The 18,598-nt window shown below is 64.7% G+C and carries 21 protein-coding genes and 1 tRNA gene; 9 read left to right on the forward strand and 13 right to left on the reverse strand.

Annotated features, from left to right (window positions below):
- Window positions 1-21 precede the first annotated feature (21 nt).
- Window positions 22-534, reverse strand: a complete 513-nt coding sequence (locus tag SIN08_RS06365) for an outer membrane protein assembly factor BamE (protein WP_322450740.1) — start codon at window positions 532-534, stop codon at window positions 22-24.
- 149 nt (window positions 535-683) lie between these two features.
- Here SIN08_RS06365 and SIN08_RS06370 point away from each other — a divergent pair, with 149 nt between their 5' ends.
- The 6 genes from SIN08_RS06370 (at window position 684) to SIN08_RS06395 (ending at window position 4,962) form a co-directional block, all read left to right on the forward strand.
- Window positions 684-1,241, forward strand: coding sequence for a ubiquinol-cytochrome C chaperone family protein (locus SIN08_RS06370; RefSeq protein WP_322450741.1), 558 nt, complete (start codon window positions 684-686; stop codon window positions 1,239-1,241).
- A complete protein-coding gene (locus tag SIN08_RS06375) occupies window positions 1,231-1,785 on the forward strand; it encodes a DUF177 domain-containing protein (protein WP_322450742.1) in 555 nt (184 codons plus the stop codon). Before SIN08_RS06370 ends, SIN08_RS06375 begins: the two co-directional genes overlap by 11 nt.
- 103 nt (window positions 1,786-1,888) lie before the next feature.
- Window positions 1,889-2,944, forward strand: coding sequence for a phosphate acyltransferase PlsX (plsX, locus tag SIN08_RS06380; RefSeq protein ID WP_322450743.1), 1,056 nt, complete (start codon window positions 1,889-1,891; stop codon window positions 2,942-2,944).
- Window positions 2,945-2,953: 9 nt separating this feature from the next.
- Window positions 2,954-3,925 (forward strand): beta-ketoacyl-ACP synthase III, encoded by a 972-nt coding sequence (locus SIN08_RS06385; RefSeq protein WP_322450901.1) that lies wholly within the window; start codon window positions 2,954-2,956, stop codon window positions 3,923-3,925.
- A gap of 102 nt (window positions 3,926-4,027) precedes the next feature.
- Window positions 4,028-4,354: an integration host factor subunit alpha gene (locus SIN08_RS06390; RefSeq protein ID WP_322450744.1), complete on the forward strand. Its 327-nt coding sequence runs from the start codon at window positions 4,028-4,030 to the stop codon at window positions 4,352-4,354.
- 89 nt (window positions 4,355-4,443) lie between these two features.
- Window positions 4,444-4,962 (forward strand): MerR family transcriptional regulator, encoded by a 519-nt coding sequence (locus SIN08_RS06395; RefSeq protein ID WP_322450745.1) that lies wholly within the window; start codon window positions 4,444-4,446, stop codon window positions 4,960-4,962.
- Window positions 4,963-5,151: 189 nt separating this feature from the next.
- On the opposite strand, the gene SIN08_RS06400 is transcribed toward SIN08_RS06395, so the two are convergent.
- From SIN08_RS06400 to SIN08_RS06415, 4 genes are all read right to left on the reverse strand, one after another.
- Window positions 5,152-5,316, reverse strand: coding sequence for a hypothetical protein (locus SIN08_RS06400; protein WP_322450746.1), 165 nt, complete (start codon window positions 5,314-5,316; stop codon window positions 5,152-5,154).
- A gap of 25 nt (window positions 5,317-5,341) precedes the next feature.
- The gene (locus SIN08_RS06405; RefSeq protein ID WP_322450747.1) at window positions 5,342-5,566 is read right to left on the reverse strand and encodes a hypothetical protein; all 225 of its coding nucleotides are present in this window, start codon (window positions 5,564-5,566) and stop codon (window positions 5,342-5,344) included.
- 169 nt (window positions 5,567-5,735) lie between these two features.
- Window positions 5,736-6,638, reverse strand: coding sequence for a hypothetical protein (locus SIN08_RS06410; RefSeq protein ID WP_322450748.1), 903 nt, complete (start codon window positions 6,636-6,638; stop codon window positions 5,736-5,738).
- A complete protein-coding gene (locus tag SIN08_RS06415; RefSeq protein WP_322450749.1) occupies window positions 6,635-7,159 on the reverse strand; it encodes an RNA polymerase sigma factor in 525 nt (174 codons plus the stop codon). The genes SIN08_RS06410 and SIN08_RS06415 overlap by 4 nt, the downstream gene beginning before the upstream one ends.
- A gap of 228 nt (window positions 7,160-7,387) precedes the next feature.
- Between SIN08_RS06415 and SIN08_RS06420 the strand changes: the two genes are divergently transcribed.
- On the forward strand, window positions 7,388-7,816 hold the full coding sequence (locus SIN08_RS06420; protein ID WP_322450750.1) for a DUF4168 domain-containing protein: 429 nt from the start codon (window positions 7,388-7,390) through the stop codon (window positions 7,814-7,816).
- Between the two features lie 123 nt (window positions 7,817-7,939).
- Here SIN08_RS06420 and SIN08_RS06425 read toward each other — a convergent pair.
- The 5 genes from SIN08_RS06425 to SIN08_RS06445 form a co-directional block, all read right to left on the reverse strand.
- Window positions 7,940-8,016 (reverse strand) — tRNA-Pro (locus SIN08_RS06425).
- The gene (locus SIN08_RS06430) at window positions 7,994-9,328 is read right to left on the reverse strand and encodes an O-antigen ligase family protein (RefSeq protein ID WP_322450751.1); all 1,335 of its coding nucleotides are present in this window, start codon (window positions 9,326-9,328) and stop codon (window positions 7,994-7,996) included. Before SIN08_RS06430 ends, SIN08_RS06425 begins: the two co-directional genes overlap by 23 nt.
- Window positions 9,325-10,857: an undecaprenyl-phosphate glucose phosphotransferase gene (locus SIN08_RS06435; RefSeq protein WP_322450752.1), complete on the reverse strand. Its 1,533-nt coding sequence runs from the start codon at window positions 10,855-10,857 to the stop codon at window positions 9,325-9,327. The genes SIN08_RS06430 and SIN08_RS06435 overlap by 4 nt, the downstream gene beginning before the upstream one ends.
- Before the next feature lie 80 nt (window positions 10,858-10,937).
- Window positions 10,938-12,068 carry a glycosyltransferase family 4 protein gene (locus SIN08_RS06440; RefSeq protein WP_322450902.1) on the reverse strand — a complete coding sequence of 377 codons (1,131 nt, stop codon included), beginning with the start codon at window positions 12,066-12,068 and terminating at the stop codon, window positions 10,938-10,940.
- A 24-nt stretch (window positions 12,069-12,092) separates the two neighbouring features.
- The gene (locus tag SIN08_RS06445; RefSeq protein ID WP_322450753.1) at window positions 12,093-12,656 is read right to left on the reverse strand and encodes a polysaccharide biosynthesis/export family protein; all 564 of its coding nucleotides are present in this window, start codon (window positions 12,654-12,656) and stop codon (window positions 12,093-12,095) included.
- A gap of 176 nt (window positions 12,657-12,832) precedes the next feature.
- Here SIN08_RS06445 and SIN08_RS06450 point away from each other — a divergent pair, with 176 nt between their 5' ends.
- Window positions 12,833-14,920, forward strand: coding sequence for a GumC family protein (locus SIN08_RS06450; RefSeq protein ID WP_322450754.1), 2,088 nt, complete (start codon window positions 12,833-12,835; stop codon window positions 14,918-14,920).
- A 2-nt stretch (window positions 14,921-14,922) separates the two neighbouring features.
- On the opposite strand, the gene SIN08_RS06455 is transcribed toward SIN08_RS06450, so the two are convergent.
- On the reverse strand, window positions 14,923-16,101 hold the full coding sequence (locus SIN08_RS06455; RefSeq protein ID WP_322450755.1) for a GNAT family N-acetyltransferase: 1,179 nt from the start codon (window positions 16,099-16,101) through the stop codon (window positions 14,923-14,925).
- A gap of 66 nt (window positions 16,102-16,167) precedes the next feature.
- On the reverse strand, window positions 16,168-16,386 hold the full coding sequence (locus tag SIN08_RS06460; protein WP_322450756.1) for a DUF2842 domain-containing protein: 219 nt from the start codon (window positions 16,384-16,386) through the stop codon (window positions 16,168-16,170).
- Between the two features lie 159 nt (window positions 16,387-16,545).
- Between SIN08_RS06460 and SIN08_RS06465 the strand changes: the two genes are divergently transcribed.
- On the forward strand, window positions 16,546-17,637 hold the full coding sequence (locus SIN08_RS06465; RefSeq protein ID WP_322450757.1) for a COX15/CtaA family protein: 1,092 nt from the start codon (window positions 16,546-16,548) through the stop codon (window positions 17,635-17,637).
- 10 nt (window positions 17,638-17,647) lie between these two features.
- On the opposite strand, the gene argC is transcribed toward SIN08_RS06465, so the two are convergent.
- On the reverse strand, window positions 17,648-18,574 hold the full coding sequence (gene argC / locus SIN08_RS06470; RefSeq protein ID WP_322450758.1) for an N-acetyl-gamma-glutamyl-phosphate reductase: 927 nt from the start codon (window positions 18,572-18,574) through the stop codon (window positions 17,648-17,650).
- Window positions 18,575-18,598 lie beyond the last annotated feature (24 nt).

An 18,598-nucleotide genomic window follows, 5' to 3' on the forward strand; every position in this document is an offset into this window, starting at 1 on the left:
GCCGGTGGCCGCGCTTCGGCGCTACTGCACGCCCAGCGGATTCGTCGGCGGCTGGCCGGAGGCGACGCCGGCGATCATCTGGGCGAGGAAGTTCTGGTCCTTGCCGCCGGTGGGCGTGGTCCGCGTGATGAAGTCGAACAGCTTGCCATCCTTCATCCCGTAATGGGCGATTCGCTCCACGCGCTGGTCGTTGTTGAAGTAAACGGCCAGGACCTGCTGGTCGACCAGCCGCGGTTTCATGAAGGCGGCGCCGCGCACGCGCTTCTGCGAAATGTAGTAGAAGACCTCGTTGTCGAAGGTCGCCGTGGTCGACGGGGTTCCGAGCGCCAAGAGCACCTGCTCGCGGCTCGAGCCTTCGGGAACGAGTTCCAGCGCCTGCTCGTCGATGACATAGCCCTGCGTCAGGGTCTGGCGTGGATTGAGGGTCGAGGCTGCATTGCATCCCGACAATGCGATCGCGGCAGCACCCAGCGCCGTGACGAAGGCGAGCTGACAGCCGTTTCTGGTCTTGAATTTCCGCACCTGCAACGACATCTCCCATGAACCCAGTGCGCCCCGGCTGGCCGGCCGCGACCTTGCACGCGTCGGCAAAAGCGGTAAACCAGCTTTCGCATCGATGCAACCGGACTTGCCGCTGGCTCCGTGTGCATCATATCCGAATCAGCCTTAAGGAGCGCATTCCCATGTTTCAGTGGCTTTCCGGTGGAGGCCGGCGCGACCGACGCTTGGTCGTGGACGCTCTGTACGGGGAAATCGTGGCGGCGGCGCGGCAGCCGCGGCTCTATTCCGCCTGGCGGGTGCCGGACACGCCGCTCGGCCGTTTCGAGATGATGTCGCTGCACGTCTTTCTCCTCCTGCACCGCCTGCGCGGCGAGGAAGGGGCGCTGAAGGAGATCGCCCAGGAACTGACGGACCACTTTTTTCTCGAGGTCGACCATTCGCTGCGCGAACTCGGCATCGGCGATATGGGCGTACCCAAGCGCATGAAGAAGCTGGCGCGCATGTTTTACGGCCGGTTGTCGGCGTATGGCGAGGCGGTCGACCGGGCGGATGCAGCCGCACTTGGCGACGCCTTGAAGCGGAACATTGCGCCCGAGCGCGCCGTATGGGAGGAAGCGGGCGAACTCGCGTCCTACGTTCTGGATGCGCATGCGATCCTCGCCGCGACCACCGGAGACGATCTGCGTGCCGGCAAGATTCGCTTTCCGCCGTTGAAGGAGGAGGTGACCGATGACCGATAGTGCCGCAACGAGCCCGGTCTCCTATCCGCTGCGGGTCAATCGTCTTCCCGAGAAGGGCACGACGGTGACCATCCAGGCCGACAGCGCCCAACGCGCGGCGTTGGCGCGCCTGCACGACCTTTTGTCGGTGGAGCGCTTCTGGGCGGAGCTTACCGTGCGTCCGTGGAAGGCGGGTGGCGTGCGCGTGCTCGGACGTGTGGAGGCCGACATCATGCAGAGCTGCGTGGTGACGCTGGAGCCGATCGCCGGGCGCATCGATGAAGACATCGCAGCCACTTTCGTGCCCGAGGGCTCGCGCCTTGCACGGGTCGAACATGAAGGCGGCGAGCTGGTGCTGGATCCGGAGGGGGAAGATCCGCCGGAACCCTTCATCGGCGATTCGCTCGACATCGGTGCGCTGGCGGAGGAATTCTTCGCTCTCGGCATCGATCCCTATCCGCGCAAGGAGGGCGTGAAGCTCGACCCGCCGGAGGAAGAGGCTCCGGCCGAGGCTGATGCCGGGCCGCTCGCCAGGGAGCTGAAGAAGCTGCGCGACCGGTACTGATCCTGGGAGTTTATGCGAAACGAGGTTGTGCCGCGGCGCAAAAGCGCTATTTTCGCGGCACTTTTCGCGAGCCCCAACGCTCAACTTTTGAGGCACTTCACGCGTGATACGCATTTCGATTGACGCAATGGGCGGAGACCACGGCCCAGAGGTCACACTCCCGAGCCTCGTCCGGGTCGTCGAGCGCCGGCCGGATGTGCGTTTTCTCATTTTCGGCCGTGAGGAGGCGGTGCTCCCGGTGCTCGACCGCCTGCCGCGCCTGAAGGAGGTAAGCACGTTCGCGCATTGCGACGTCGCGGTGCGCATGGACGACAAGCCGAGCCAGGCCTTGCGCCAGGGACGCTGGAAGTCCTCCATGTGGCGGGCGATCGAGGCGGTGAAGTCCGGCGAGGCGGATGCCTGCATTTCCGCCGGCAATACCGGGGCGCTGATGGCCATGTCCAAGTTCTGCCTGCGCACCATGGCCGATATCGAGCGCCCGGCCATCGCCGCCATCTGGCCCACCATCCGCAGCCAGAGCGTGGTGCTGGATGTCGGCGCGACAATCGGCGCGGACGCCCAGCAGCTCGTCGACTTCGCTATCCTGGGCGCAGCGCTGGCCAACGCGCTTTTCGATATCGAGCGCCCGACGGTGGGTCTCCTCAACGTCGGTGTCGAGGAAATCAAAGGCCAGGAGGAGGTCAAGGAGGCCGGTCGCATGCTGCGCGAGGCGCAACTGGCGACGATGCGCTACGAGGGGTTCGTCGAAGGCGACGACATCGGCAAGGGCACCGTGGACGTGGTGGTCACCGAGGGCTTCTCCGGCAATATCGCGCTGAAGGCGGCGGAAGGCACGGCACGCCAGATCTCCACCTATCTGCGCGAGGCCATGAGCCGCACCTTGATGGCGCGCATCGGATACCTATTTGCACGCGGGGCGTTCGAGCGCCTGCGTGAGAAGATGGATGTGCGCAAGACCAATGGCGGGGTGTTCCTCGGCCTCAAGGGCATCGTCGTCAAAAGCCATGGCGGCGCCGACGAGGAAGGTTTTGCCGCGGCCGTCGAACTGGGATACGAAATGGTCAGGAGCGGTGTCTTCGACAAGACGCGTGCCACGCTCGACCTCTTCCATGCCCGCAAACCTGCCGCAGTGGCGGGCCACATTGCTTCCAACGCATGAGATGAGATGATGATGAGATCCGCCGTGCGTGGCATCGGTTCAGCCCTGCCGCGCCGCATCATGGGGAACAAGGAATTCGAAGGGCTGGTCGACACGTCCGACGAGTGGATCGTTCAGCGCACCGGGATCCGGCAGCGCCACATCGCCGCCGACGACGAGACGACCGCCTCGCTGGGCGAAGATGCCGCGCGCAAGGCGCTGGAGAATGCAGGGCTCGAGCCCGGCGATATCGATCTCATCGTCCTGGCGACTTCGACGCCCAACAACACCTTTCCCGCGACCGCCGTCGAAATCCAGGACCGGCTGGGTATGCACCACGGCTATGCCTTCGACCTGCAGGCGGTGTGCAGCGGCTTCGTCTATGCGATCACCGTTGCCGATCTGCATATCCGGGGCGGGCTGGCCCGGCGCGCCCTGGTGATCGGCTCCGAAACCTTTTCGCGCATCCTCGACTGGAGCGACCGCACCACCTGCGTGCTGTTCGGCGACGGGGCGGGGGCGGTCGTCATCGAGGGGATCGAGGGCGAGGGAAGCAGCGCCGATCGCGGCATCATCGCCTCGTCGCTGCGCTCCGACGGCGCGCAGAAGGACAAGCTCTATGTCGATGGCGGCCCATCCACCACCGGCACGGTCGGCCATCTGCGCATGCAGGGGCGAGAGGTGTTCAAACATGCGGTGGGCATGATCACCGACGTGATCGAAAACGTCTTCGCCAAGGCGGACGTTACCGCCGGGGACATCGACTGGTTCGTCCCGCACCAGGCCAACAAGCGCATCATCGACGCCTCCGCCCGCAAGCTCGGCATCGCCGAGGAGAAGGTGGTCGTTACCGTCGACCTGCACGGCAACACATCGGCAGCGTCCGTACCGCTGGCGCTGGCCCATGCGGTGGCCGACGGCAGGATCAAGCGCGGGGATCTGGTGCTTCTGGAGGCGATGGGCGGCGGCTTCACATGGGGTGCGGTGCTCTTGCGCTGGTGAGTTTTCATGCCGATTCAAGTCCTTGACCTGTGCCGACGAACTTTTGTAACGTCCCTGCCGTCGCTTTGAATTTTCAATAGTTTCGAAGGATTGAGTGGTCGGATGGGGGGAAAGACAGTCACACGTGCCGACCTCGCGGAAGCCGTCTACCGGAAGGTGGGGCTGTCGCGCACCGAATCGGCGCAGATCGTCGAGATGGTGCTTCAGGAGGTCTGTGACGCGGTGGTGCGCGGCGAAACCGTGAAACTGTCCTCGTTCGCCACATTCCAGGTGCGCGAAAAGAACGAGCGCATCGGCCGCAATCCGAAGACAGGCGAGGAAGTGCCCATCCTTCCGCGCCGGGTGATGACCTTCAAGGCCTCCAACGTCCTCAAGGACCGTATCTTGCGCGCCCATCAGATGCGCAAAACCAAGGGCGAGAAGGTCTGATCATCTCTTCCCGCCCGACGCGCTTGTGTTTGAGCCCGAGAACCTGCTGAAATAAAGTGGGTGAGTCGCAAGCAAGCCGAGGGACGACAATGGAAAAGAGCCCGGACGCTTTCCGTACGATCAGCGAAGTCGCCGAGGAACTCGACCTTCCCCAGCATGTGCTGCGCTTCTGGGAGACGCGGTTTACCCAAATCAAGCCGATGAAACGGGGCGGTGGCCGGCGCTACTACCGCCCCCAGGACGTGGAGCTCATCAAGGGCATCCGCCACATGCTCTACGAGCAGGGTTACACGATCAAGGGTGTTCAGAAGCTGCTGCGCGATAACGGCAATCGCTTCATCGTCGCAATCGGGCGCGGAGACGTGGCCGCCGTCGAGGCGATCGCACAGCAGAAGGCGGCCGAGGCCAAGGCGGAAAAGAACGAGGAGGAGATGGTCGTCGGGCAGCCGAAAGCCAAGCCGAACCGCCGCTTCTTCGGGCTGGGCCGGGAGGAAGACGGTCCCGTTTCCGCCGACGACGGACGCCTGTCGCGCGACAACCGGGCGCTCCTGCAGGAAACGCTGTTCGATCTTCTGGAGTGCAAGCGGCTGCTCGATCAGGTGCGGTAGGCAGGAGGCTTTCGCGCGAAGCCGCGCGCTTCCTCACCCATCCGAGGTCGGACCGCCGTGATTGACGGGCGAGCGTGGCGGCTGGGATCGGCAATGCCACCACTGGATAAGCCGCTTCGCCGACGCGCTTGCCGGCGGAATGAAGAAGGGGGCGCTCGCGCCCCCTTTCACGTTCTTGTCCGAGACCGGTTACTGTGCCGGTTCGGGAGCGGGATCCGCCGGCATGGTGCCCGCCGGCTCCGTCTGGTTCATATCGTCTGCACCGGCATTGGGCGGGGGTGACTCGCCGCCCTCGCAGGCGGCCAGCGCGAACATGGCCAATGCAAAAAGTGAGGCAAGCAAGGTTTTCATCATGGTAATTCCTCCTTTCTGGGCTGGCTCAACCGTCGACGATCGCGGCGAACTCTTCGGGTGACAGGTCGCCGCTTCCGTCCGTGTCGACGGCATTGAAGGTCTCTTCGGTCACGTCCGGCGCAACGACTTGAATTTCTTGCAGAGATATTCCTCCGCTCTGGTCCATGTCGATGGACTCGAAGTCGGTCCCTTGCGCAAAGGCCGGGAATGCAAACGCAGTCATGACCAAGGGAATGATGGAACGCTTCATATAAATAGTCTCCGCTTTCAATTGCTGTCCTATCGTGAACGGAACATAAATTTCACTATTATTATGTCTAAAACTTGTCTACTCATACACTATATATGACGGATGTGAAATCATATTGAAATATTGTTACGCATATTTATTTTTCATTACTTAAGATCTCTTTTCGATGTCAGTTGAGTTGGCTCGGCTGAAGGGGTGCGGGGAAGGACTCGGCGGGTTGCGGGGCTCCCAGCAATCCGTCGCCGGCGACGGATTCTCCGGGTTCGGGCACCGTGGCTGGCGCCGGGTCGACAAAACGTGCTGCGCCGACCGTGCCGCGCACCATCTCGGCCATCTGCCTGGCCCTGCGCAGTGGGGCTTCGCTCGTGAGCGCGTAGGAAATTGGCCCCGAGGACCAGTTCACAAGCGCCAGATCATCCATGCCGGTGCTGCGCAGCTTTCCGCTCCCGCCCTGCGGACGTACACGCAGAAGCAGGTTCAGTGTCTCCTCGGAGGAGCGATAGGCGAGGCGGATCATGTCTTCATCACCGATGACCACGCGCTCGCGCTCGATGAGATCGAAGCCGTGGGCGCTGAGATCGGGCAGCGGAATTTCGATCCAGCCGCTGTTCGTGGCGGCGGAGAGCAGCGCTCCGTGCAAGTTCTGGCCGAGCGCGGCGCTCATGGCGGGCTGCGCATCGGGCTCGGCGTGCTGCTGCGCCAGCGCTTGCAGATAGGCTTGCGGCAGGGCGGCTGTCTCGCCGCCGCGCTGGCCGACGAGCCAGCCACCACCGGCCGCTAGGAATGCCAATGCAAGGCCGGCGGCGATGGCTTCCGGGGAGAAGTACCGCTTGCGGCGCCGCGGCTCGCGCGCGGCCCGCAGAAAATGGGCCGGAGTCGGTCGTTCAAGCTCCGCGGCGTAGAGCGCACGAATGGCGGCATTGTCGCGCATGATGGCGCGTACGCGCTCGGCGTCGGCCTGGTTGGCCGCAAGATGCGCCTCGACCGCGGCCTTACGCGCTGCATCGCCTTCCAGCAGGCCGTCGGCATAGGCCATGAGGTCGATTTCGCGGATTTTCGGGGCGTCGGTCATTTCACGATTCTCAACTTGGCAGCCTGGCGTTCCGGCGGTGCCGCCTCCCGGGAGAGCCGCAGCGTCTCGCGTGCCCGGGAAAGCCGGGAGCGGACGGTGCCGACGGGCACCCCGGTGATCTCCGCGACTTCGTCATAGGCAAGCCCTTCCAGCGCCACAAAGAGCACGACGGCGCGCTGCTCCGCCGGCAGCCGGTCGAGCGCTTCGGCCATATTGAGGCATTCCATACGCGCCTCCTGGTCGGGAGGCTGCGCGACCGTCATGTCGATCACACCGGTTTCGGCCGGCACGTGATCGCCACGGACGCGACGGAAGTGATTCACGCTCTGGCGGTGGAGAATCCGGAACAACCAACTGCGTATGCTGCCGCGGCGCTGCCACAGATGACGCTTGCGCAGGGCTCTTTCGAGGCAATCCTGAACGATTTCGTCGGCCGTATCGCGGTCGCGCGTCAGGGCGAAGGCATATCGGCGCAGATGCGGGATTTGCCGCTCGATCATCCATTGCAGTTCGTCGGACATGCCGCTCCTAGCGCCTTCTTAAGGATCTCGTTCGTGATCCTCGCAAAAAAGACGGGCCGAATTCGGGATTAGTTCCACACGAATCATTATCGGTGGAGAGAAAGAATGTGCGAGCGGCGGGGAACTCATCAGCTCCGGCCCCCGTCTGTGACAGGGGTGCCGCGTCGGGCGGCGCTCCGATCACGCACGCAAGCACCATTGTTCTCGGTGCGCAAAAGGAGACACACGATGAAATTCCTCCCCAACGGCTTTGCAACCGTCATCGGTTCCGCCGCCGCCCTGGCGCTCTCAATGGGCTTCGCTCCCGCCCATGCCCAGGAAGCGCCGACGCAGCAGCCGGCAACACCGACTCAGCCACCGGCTGCGGAACCAACGCAGCCACCGGCCGCCACTGAGGTGGACGACGCCACCCTGCAGGCTTTCGCCCAGGCTTCTCTCGACGTCGAGGAAGTGATTTCCACGTGGTCACCGCGCATCCAGTCCGCCGAGAATGAACAGCAGGCCGAGGAGATGCGCACCTCCGCCAACCAGGAGATCCGGGAGGCCCTGCAGTCCAACGGGCTGAAGGTCGAGACCTACAATCAGGTCTACCAACTCGCACAGGCCAACCCCGAGGTTGCGAACACCATCCAGCGCTACAGGCAGGAACTGCAATAAAGCAGGATTCGCGACAAATTTTGCGCAGCCGTCGGCATGAAGCCGGTGGCTGCCACCAAGCTCGACCGTCGGCGTCCGGGCCGGACACGGCCTGGCGGCCGTTAACGCAGATTGTCGTGAAAATGGTCGGAGCGGCGGGATTCGAACCCACGACCCCTTGACCCCCAGTCAAGTGCGCTACCGGGCTGCGCTACGCTCCGAACCGGCAAAATCCCTATAGTTTCTGTCAGCAGCGCGCAAGGAGAAAATCGGCCGGGCCCGAAGCGTGGCGGGGCTCGACAGCCGGGCCTGATGCCGTTGCTCCAGGGCCATCATGCCCCACAGGAGCCCCAGGAGCAGGTAAAAGTGGCGCCAGTGGTCGATATCGATGACGTTGGCCAGCGCAATGTGCCCCAGGAAGACCACATAGGCACACAGGAGATAGGGCTGCCACATGCGCGCGCGGAAGAGGATGCGGAATCCGGCGGCGACAGTCCAGGCGATCAGCGTGAAGAATGCCGCGAAGCCGAGCCAGGAATAGGCGAGCAGCGCCTTCAGCCAGATGTTGTGGGTATCCTCCCCGTAGAGCTTGCCGAATTCCAGCGGCCCGATGCCGAGGGGATGCTCCGTTGCGAGCAGGAAGCCGATCGCGTGGCGGGCAAAGCGGCCAAGCCTGGAACCGTCGTAATCCTGTACGAGCTGCGCGCGCTGGGCAAAAAGGTCCGCTACGGCGGGGATCTGCAGCGCCACCAGGAGGGCAACGGCGATGAGGACGACCGCGGTGATGCACATCACCATGATCCTCAGGCGGAACAGGCCGTGCCGGTTCTGGACGAGGAGCGCGAGGGTGAGGAGCACGGAGGCGCTGACGAAAAGGCCCCAGGCGCCACGCGAGAAGGAGAGGAAAACGCCAAGGACGATGATCAGGAAAGGCGGCAACGCCGCCAAGGTCGCGCGCAGACCGCCCGTCAGCATCCGGTGCAGGAGATAGATTCCGGGCAGAGTGAGGAAGGGGCCGAACACGTTGGGGTCCTCGAACACGCCGGCGGCGCGGCCGTAGCGCGTGAACATCTCCGCCCCGGGAAAGGCCTGGAAATAGCCGAGAATGCCGCAAATCGCCGTGACGACGGCCGCGGCTATCCACGCCTTGAAAATGAGCGGCAGCAATTCCGGCTGTCTTTCGATAACGGCGGCAAAGAAGATTGCCGTGAAGGCCAGAAAGAAGGAGACGGCAAGATAAAGCGGGATGTCGCCGAGTTCGGGGAGCTGGCTCATGGAGATCAGCCCGCCGACGTTGAAGGCGACGAGCAGGACGAGCAGCGGCGCCACGTTGCGCGAGATGCGCAGCCCGAAGACGCTCCAAACCGCGATCAGCCCGGCCATGTAGAGCTCGTAGGGCGCGGGCTCGCGCAGGACGAAGCCCGACAGAAAGACGCCGAGGACGATTGCGCCCTTGCGGATGAGGTCGATGCGATAGGCGTTCACCGCCGCCTGCCATCGAACGCCTTCGTCATGGGGGACGGAGACGCTCAATAGGCATTCTCCGTATTGAGAAGACGGACCGGCGTCAGGAGAAGGATCTTGAGGTCGAACAGAAGCGTCCAGTTCTCGATGTAATAGAGGTCGTATTCGGTGCGCTTGCGGATCTTTTCTTCCGTGTCGACCTCGCCGCGCCAGCCGTTGATCTGCGCCCATCCGGTCACGCCCGGCTTGACGCGATGGCGGGCGAAGTAACCGTCCACCACCTCGTCGAAGAACCGGTTGTGCGCCTCGGCTGCCACTGCGTGCGGGCGCGGCCCGACGAGCGACAGGCTGCCGAAGAGCGCGTTGAAGAACTGCGGAAGCTCGTCGATCGAGGTCCTGCGGATGAACCGTCCGACCCGGGTGACACGCGGATCGTCCTTGACGACAGCCTTGCGTGCGGTCGGATCGCACTGCTCGACATACATAGAGCGGAACTTGTAGACCTCGATTTCCTCGTTGTTGAAACCGTGGCGCTTCTGCTTGAAGATGACCGGCCCCTTGCTGTCGAGCTTGATGGCGATTGCGGTGGCCAGCATCACAGGTGAGAACAGGAGGATGCCGATCAGGCTGAAGACGATGTCAAAGGCCCGCTTGGCCACCGAATCCCAGTCGTTGATCGGCCGGTCGAAAATGTCCAGCATCGGCACGGAACCGATGTAGGAATAGGCGCGTGGCCGGAAGCGCAGATGGTTCGAATGCGCCGAAAGACGGATGTCGATCGGCAGAACCCACAGCTTGCGCAGCATGGCGAGCACTCGCGCCTCCGCCGTGATCGGCAGCGAGACGATCATCATGTCGATGCGGGCGATGCGCGCGAACTCGATCAGTTCCTCGATATTGCCGAGCTTGGGGTAGCCGGCCACCACCGGCGGCGAGCGCCTGTCGTCGCGGTCATCGAAAATGCCGCAGATGCGGATGTCGTTGTAGGGCTGCTGCTCGATGGAGCGGATGAGGGTTTCGGCGTTTTTGCCGCCGCCGACGATGACTGCGCGTCGCTCGATGCGTCCGTTGCGTGCCCAGCGCCGGATGAGGTGTGCCGCGGCAAGTCGCAGGAACACGATCAGCACCAGCCCGCTGATGTACCACGTGCCCAGCCAGAAGCGCGAGAACTGCGAGGAGATCTTGAGGAAGAAGAGCGCCACGGTGAGCAGCGCGAAGGTGCCGGTCCAGGCGATCAGGATGCGCCCGGCGCGTGAGAGCGGGTTGCGCAGCGCCGGCGTCTGGTAGCAGTCCGAGAACTCCATCACGATGACGGCCGTCGCCGCCACGCCCACGATGATCAGCGGATACTGCCAATAAAGATGCGTCTCCAGCCCCACATGCCCGACATAGATCTGCAGGCCGGCCACGACGAGGGCGGCAAATTCGATCAGCCGCATGGCACCGCTGACCATGACCGGGGACACGGTGTCCCGCCGGTACTGCTGTGCCACCTGCCGTGCCACGGCGCCGAGCTGCGGCGACTGGCGCCGGCGCGGCGGCGGAGCAGGGCGGTCGGCGTTCTTCTCGTAACGCTCTGCGGGATCGATGGTGTTCATGGACGATAACAACCGGTTTATGCGCCGATAACATCAAGGGCCTAAGATTCCCTTGACCGGGGCTTCGGTTGTTGAAGTATTCAGGCGCGCAACACCGCGCGGTAGACGCTCTCGATCCGCGCGGCCATCGTGTCCGCGCTGAAACGCTCCTTCATTGTGCAAAGGGTCGGCATTCGGCTGCGGAAGGCGGCCTCGTCCTTCAGCGCTAGCACCATCCTGCCGGCAATTTCGGTCACCATGGGCGCGCAAAGGGCAGGGCAGTCGGAGCCGGTTATCTCCGGTATTCCGCCGACTGCGGTGGCGATGAGCGGCTTGCCCGCGGCAAGCGCCTCCAGGACGATATAGGGCATGGCCTCCGCGCGCGAGGGGACCACCATGACGCGTGCAAGCGCGAAGGCCTCCCGTGCCGGCATGGCCGGGCGGAACGTGATCCTGTCGCCCAGCCCGCGTGCGCGCGCCTGGGCGATATATTTGGCGCGGTCGTCTCCGTCCCCGACCATGACGGCGGAAAGGCGCCGCCCGGTTTCCCGTTCCGCCGCGTCGAGCGCATCGATGAAGAGATCCGGCCCCTTCAGATCGCGCATCATGCCGATGAAGAGGAAGTCCGCCGCGTCCGGCGCGTCCGTTACTGGCTCGAATTCCTCCGCGCGCAAACCGTTGTAGACGAGGCTATGCGGTGCGCGTGGCCGGCCGATCTTCAATTCGTAGCTGCGCTCCTCGTATTGCGAGACGAAGAGGATGTGGTCGGTCATGCGCTCCATCATCCGCTCGAGCGTGAAGAAGAAGCGCCCGGCGCGCGTCTCCGGCGCGAAATGCAGGCTGCCGCCATGGGGAGCGTAGAGGCGGGCGATCTTGCGCCCGCCAAACCGCATGGCAGTCCCGAAGCAGCGCGCATAGGTGCCGCCCTTGGCCCCATGTCCATGCAGGACGTCCGGGCGCATGCGCCGGACAATCCCCAGAGTGCGCCAGGCGGCGCCGACATCGCCCAGGCCGATATGCCGCTGCATCGGGGTGCGTGCGATACCGAGGGCGAGAAGATGGCTGATCTCGGCGAAGAGGCGGTCTTCGTACCGGCCTCCGGTGGAGGAGTCGCAGACGATTCCGATCTCATGGCCGGCGGCGGCCTGCGCCGCACACAGATCGCGCACATGCCGGAAGATGCCGCCGACCGGCGACCGGAAGCAATGGACGATGCGCAGCTTGCCCGACACTTTATCCATGAAGGCGAGCGGGCATCAGAACAGCCGCTCGCGCACATAAATCGCGTCGCCCGGCACGAGCGGCTCGGTGATGACCAGCCGCCCGGTCATGACCCGGCCGTTCACGTTGCGCGTGACGTCGACTGTCTGCTGATTGGCGCGCGGCGTGAAGCCGCCGGCCGCCGCGACGGCCTTCTGGATCGTCATTCCCGGGACATAGTAGTACTGGCCGGGGGCACCTACCTCGCCCATGACAAAGACCGGACGGTAGCGGTCGATTTCCACCGTCACGTCGGGATCGCGCAAGTAGCCCTTCTGCAGCATCTGGGCGAGCTTGCGCTCCACCTGCTTGGATGTCTGGCCGCGTGCGGGCACCGAGCCGACCAGCGGGAACTGGATGTAGCCGGCCTGGTCGACACTGTAGGTGTTGGTGAGATTGTCCTGGTCGAAGACGGTGACGCGCAGCCGGTCGCCCGAATCGAGCACATAGGGCTGGTACAGCGCTTCGTGAAAGGCCGGCGGGGCAGGGCGGTAACCGGTGCAGCCGCTGACGAGAAGCGCTGAAAGGAACGCAATGGTGATCTGGGAAAAGTGCTTCATGGCCGGATGCGCTCTCTTCGCCGACGCCCGCGGGGCGCCCAGGCTTTCTACCTGACGCTTATTGCGTCATTACGGTTAATGCCCGGTTAAGTCGTCTCCGGTTTTAAGGGATTCGGTTAACCCGATGGTTACCATGCAAATTTACTGTACCGGCGGAGAGGTCCGGAGTGCGAAGCATGACCAGCGGGGAAAGAATGGCCAACGACGTCGACGTCGATCTCGGCCATTTGTTTGCGAGCCTCATTAAGCGGTGGCGGCGCATTGCCTTCTTCACGCTCGCGCTCACCGCGGTCGTGTTCCTTCTCGCGGTCCTGGCGACGCCGAAATATCGCGCAGAGACGCGTCTGCTGATCGAGGCGCGCGAATCCGTCTACACGCGGCCGCTGGCGGCCGGCAACAGCGAGCGCGCGGTGCTGGACGCGGAGACGGTCGCCAGCCAGGTGGAGGTCATCACCTCCGCGGAGATCCTGACGCAAGTGGCGCGGGAACTCGGCCTCGCCGACCGTGAGGAATTCGAAGACAGCGGCCCCTCGATGCTGGAAAGCGTGCTGATGACATTGGGGCTGAAGAGCGGCCCGGCCGCAACGGCGCCGGAGGAGCGGGTTCTCGAAGCGTTTCGTGAAAAGCTCCAGGTCTACCGGGTGGAAAACTCGCGGGTGATCGTCATCCAGTTCTCCTCGGAGGACCCGCAACTGGCCCGCGAAGTGCCGAATGCGATCGCCAATGCCTATGTGGCGAGCCTGCGGGCGGCGAAGCTGGAAGCCAACGTGGACGCCACCCAGTGGCTGGAACCTGAAATCGCCGATCTGCGCGAGCGCGTTCGGGACGCCGAGGCACGCGTGGCGGACTTTCGCTCCGGGTCCGGCCTTCTCTTCGGCGGGAACAACACCGTGCTGGCAACCCAGCAGTTGGCGGAACTCTCCAGCGAACTTTCGCGGGTGCGTGCCAGCCGCGCCTCGGCCGAGGCCCAGGCCGCGTCCGTGCGCGATGCAATCGCAAGGGGGGCGCCGCTGGAAGCTCTCCCGGAGGTGCAGGCATCCAACCTCATTCAGCGCCTGCGCGAACGGCAGGTGGAACTGCGGGCGGAAATCGCCGATCTGTCGACGACCTATCTCGGCGACCATCCCCGGATCAGGGCGCTGCGCTCGCAGCTTGCGGATCTCAACACGCAGATACAGCTCGAGATGCAACGGGTCCTGGAGGCGCTTGAAACCGAAGCGGCAACGGCGCGCGGACGCGAACAGGAACTCATGTCCGACCTGGAGGCGCAGAAGGACGTCTCGTCGAATGCGGAAGAGCAGCAGGTGGAGTTGCGCGCCCTCGAACGCGAGGCCGCCGCCCAGCGGCAGCTCCTGGAATCCTACCTTACGCGATACAGGGAGGCAGTCGCACGTGGCGACCGCAGCTATCTGCCCGTGGACGCACGCATCTTCTCGCGGGCACTTCAGCCCTCAGAACCCTATTTCCCGAAGGTGATGCCGATCACTCTTGCCGCCTTCGCCGCCTCGCTCCTGGTCATGTGTGTCATCACGCTCTTGCAGGAGCTCTTCAGCGGCCGCGCGCTGCGCCCGGCCGACAGTGGCGGCATCGAGCCGGTCAGGCAGGTGGAGATGCCCGCCGCAATCGCGGCTGCGCCGGCCGAGGAGTCCACCGCCCGCGCGACGGAGCTTGGCGAGGTGGATGTCGAGGTCGCGGCCGAGGCGTTGATCTCCTCCGGCGTCGCACGCGCTATCGTCGTTTCCCCGGAAGGGGACGAGGCCGCGGCGAGCGCCGTCCTGGTGGCCCGCGAAGTGGCCGACGCGGGCCTGCGCGTCCTGCTTCTCGATCTGACGGCTTCGGGCGCGGCCTCGCGGCCGATGCTGGAAAGCCGCGCCTATCCCGGCATCACCAACCTGCTCACCGGGGAATCACAGTTCGCCGATATCATTCATGCGGACCTTTATTCCTCCTGCCACATCATTCCGATCGGCACCGGCGAGCTGGACGAGGCCATGCGCGGCATCGACCGCCTTCCGATCATCATGGGATCGCTGACCACCGCCTATGACCTGGTGGTGGCGGAATGCGGGGATGCGGACGCGGCGGCGGTCCGGCGCCTTATGGAAGAAGATGCCAGGATCCTGGTCAGCGTTCTCGATCCTAGCGAGGAGAGCATTGCCGCGGCAACGCGCGAACTGCGCGACGGCGGTTTCTCGAATCCCCTGATGGTCAACCCCTCGGCCCACATGACGCCCACGGCGCCGCCCGGCCGGGACGTCGCCTGACATCAGCGGCTGTTCGGCACCAGCCGGTAGACCCTCCTGGCGAGCCGCGTCAGCGCGGGATGCGCCTTCACCGCCCGTTTCGCCCGCGACATGGCGCGCAGACCGTGGGCAAGCAGATGCCCCTTTACCGTCAGCCCGGCGAAGGTGTCGGCGTGGCGGGTCTCGATGTCGCACCAAAGGCGCTTGTAGGGTTCGTCCCCGACGCTGAGATCGTAAATCGCCAACCCCTCCGAGCAGGCGGCGAGGATATCCTCGTAGAACAGGAATTCGCCGGGGCTGAGGCTGGAAAGCTCATCCTGGGCAAAGGCGTTGAACTCGCAGATGACGCTGTCAGGCGTGCGGCTCAGGCCGGTGACGGCGCGCAGCTTGCCGGCCACCTCGAGCCCGTGCAGCACGAAGGGCGGCGTCTCCCTGCCGCATGCCGAATGAAACAGGGCACGCCAGCGCGCCTGCACCTCCGGTGCGCCAAAGACGTCGGCGAGGCCCTGGCTTAAAAACCGCTCGTGCTTGAAGGCCAAGAAGGTGTCCAGGAGCCGATCCACCTCGGCCTCCGTGCGCGCTTCGATAAGACGATAGCCGCCGGCCGCCTCGAATTTGCGTTTCTGGGCGCGGTGCTTTTTGCGTTTGCGCTTGCCGCCACGCTCCAGGACTTGCTCGAAGCCACCGGTCAGATCGGCCGAGAGCGCAATGTTGGGGCTGGTCGTGTGGGGCAGATGGAGGAGCGGATTGGAAATCCCCTCGAAGGAGAGCCTCTGCCGCTCCAGCATCACCAGATCGATGTCGGGGCGGGCCGTCCGGATTGCCGGAAGCAATCCGCTGACCGCGTCCTTCCCGAGCGCACCTCCGTCCGGATCGAGGGCAGGGAAATTTCCGTTGGCATGCGAGCCGCCGGCAAAACGGGCCACGCGAAAAGCGCCGAACCGAGCCGTCTCCAGCGCCAGGGCCATGGCCGGCCGGCCGGCCTGTCGCGCAAAGAGGAGAAGCCCCTCGTCTTCCTTGCCGTCGAGCCAGGCCCTGGCCCAGAGCGGTCCCTGGGTGGGTGGGTAGAGCATGCCGGCGCAAAAGGTCTCATAATCCTTCAAAGCCGCCACGCTGGCCGGCTTCGCCGTCATCACGGTTCCCGTCGTCGCCCGCGCCATCGGCGCGGCGCCATGCCTGGACAGGGATGCGATCTTTGTCATGAGCCCGCCTGTAAACTTTTTCGGCACAGCCTACAGGCAAAAAGTGAATCAATGCTCGACGCGGGGTCAGTTTCCCCGGCGCCGGGGCTTTCCTTCCATCCACTTGACTAGCGCCATCGCCGGCAGCACCCACAGAACACCGGTCACGAAGTAGTAGGCCAGGTGCACGAGCGGGCCCTTGTCGACAAGCTGCGCCACCGCCACGGCCGTTGATACGAGCGCGTAGAGCACCACCAGCAGAACAAGCGCCAGCATGCCGATGAATTTCCTCAAGCGTGTGGGCATGGCGAATTCCTTTCCGCCGCTCCCATATCGCAATTGCTGCGCCGCCGACAGGGTCTTGGACGTTCCGAGGCGTCGGCGCGACGGCTTGTCGCCATGGGCAGGCTTGCAAGGAGATGGGCTTTGGTTCACCTACATGCCGGGTTTCCGATCGGACAGACAATGACCGCCACGCCACCTCTCAGCGTTCCCGCCTCCTTCCAGCAGTCGAGCGACAGCCGCGACCGTGTCTGGGTCCGCATCTGGCTCTATGTCGTCGTGGTGACGCTGTTCACGCTGGTGCTCGTCGGCGGGGCGACGCGGCTGACCGAATCCGGCCTGTCGATCACCGAGTGGAAGCCGATCCATGGGGTGATCCCGCCGATCAGCGAGGCGGAATGGCAGGAAGAGTTTCAGAAGTATCGCCGGATCCCGCAGTACGAGCAGATCAACCGGGGCATGAGCCTGGATCAATTCAAGACGATCTTCTGGTGGGAATGGACGCACCGGCTGCTCGCCCGCGGTGTCGGCTTCGTCTTCGCGCTGCCGCTTGCCTTCTTCTGGCTTGCCGGCCGCCTGGAGGATCATCTCAAGCCCAAGCTCCTGGGCATATTGGCGCTGGGCGGTCTGCAGGGCGCCATCGGCTGGTGGATGGTCGCATCCGGCCTGGTGGAGCGGACCGATGTCAGCCAGTACCGGCTGGCGACGCATCTCACCATCGCCTGCATCATCTTCGTCGCCACTTTGGCCGTCGCCCGGGGACTGGCGCCTCACAGCGGCGGGCCGGCGGCGGCCGGCACGCGCCGTTTCGCCGGCTGGCTGGTGGTCGCGGTGCTGGTGCAGATCTATCTTGGCGGTCTCGTGGCGGGGCTCAACGCGGGCTTCTCCTACAACACCTGGCCGCTGATGGACGGAGCGCTCGTCCCGCAGGGGCTGTTCACGCAGGCGCCGGCCTGGATCAATCTTTTCGAGAACCCCAAGACCGTGCAGTTCGTCCACCGTCTGGGGGCCTATGCGGTACTGGTTCTGGCACTCTGGCACGCCGCTTCCACCTGGCGTGCCGAACCGGGGACCACCCACGCGCGGCGCGCCGTGCTCCTCGTTCTCCTTGTCCTCGTTCAGGCGGCGATCGGTATCGCCACCCTCGTCATGGTCGTCCCGCTTGGCTGGGCACTCGCCCATCAGGCCGCGGCACTCATCGTCCTGGGCTTCGCCACCGCGCACTGGCAGGCGGCCAAGGGGGCCTATCCGATGCCTGGCGCCGCACCGGCCTGAGCGGTTCCGGCTATCCCTTCAGCATCAGGTCGAGATTCTGCACCGCAGCGCCCGAGGCACCCTTGCCTAGATTGTCGTAGACGGCCATTAGCAGCGCCTGGGCGCGGGCATCATTGGCGAAGACGTAAAGGCGCATGCCATCGGTGCCGTTGAAGCGTTCCGGCTCGATCTCGGCAGACCGCTCGATCGCCTCGAAGGGCGCCACCTCGACCACGCTGTCCTCGAGTCCGGCATAGTGGTCGGCGATGGCCGCGTGCAACTCTTCGCCCCTGGGCACGCGGTCGAGCTGGCCGAGTTGCAGGGGGACGACGGAGATCATGCCCTGGGCGAAGTTGCCCACGGCCGGCTGCATCAGCGGGTCGCGCGAAAGCCGGGCGTAGGCCCGCAGTTCCGGCAGGTGCTTGTGGTTGAGGGTAAGGCCGTAGGGCATGAATTCGGGCGCGTCCTCGCCCTTGGTTTCATAGTCCTCGATCATGCCACGCCCGCCGCCGGAATAGCCGGAAATGCCATTGACCGTGACGGGGAAGTCGGCGGGAAGCAGCCCGGCGGCAACGAGCGGACGCAGCAGCGCGATCGGCCCCTGCGGCCAGCAGCCCGGATTGGCCACGCGCTTCGCTCCGGCAATGGCCTTCGCCTGGCCGCGGTCCATTTCCGCAAAACCATAGGTCCAGCCCTCGGCCACCCGATGGGCGGAGGAAGCGTCGATGACGCGGGTCGTGTCGTTTTCGATGAGCGAGACGCTCTCGCGCGCAGCATCGTCGGGCAGGCAGAGGATAGCGATATCGGCGGCATTGAGGAACTCGGCGCGCGCGGCGGTTTCCTTGCGCCGCTCGAGGGGTGTCGAGATCAGCTCGATGTCGCCGCGCTCGGAAAGCCGCGTGCGGATCTGCAGGCCCGTCGTGCCGTGTTCGCCGTCGATGAAAATCTTTGCCGTCATGTTTTCCGTGCCCAAAAAGAATCC

Origin of the sequence: Chelativorans sp. M5D2P16 (genome assembly GCF_034427935.1) — a bacterium.
Lineage (GTDB): Bacteria > Pseudomonadota > Alphaproteobacteria > Rhizobiales > Rhizobiaceae > Chelativorans.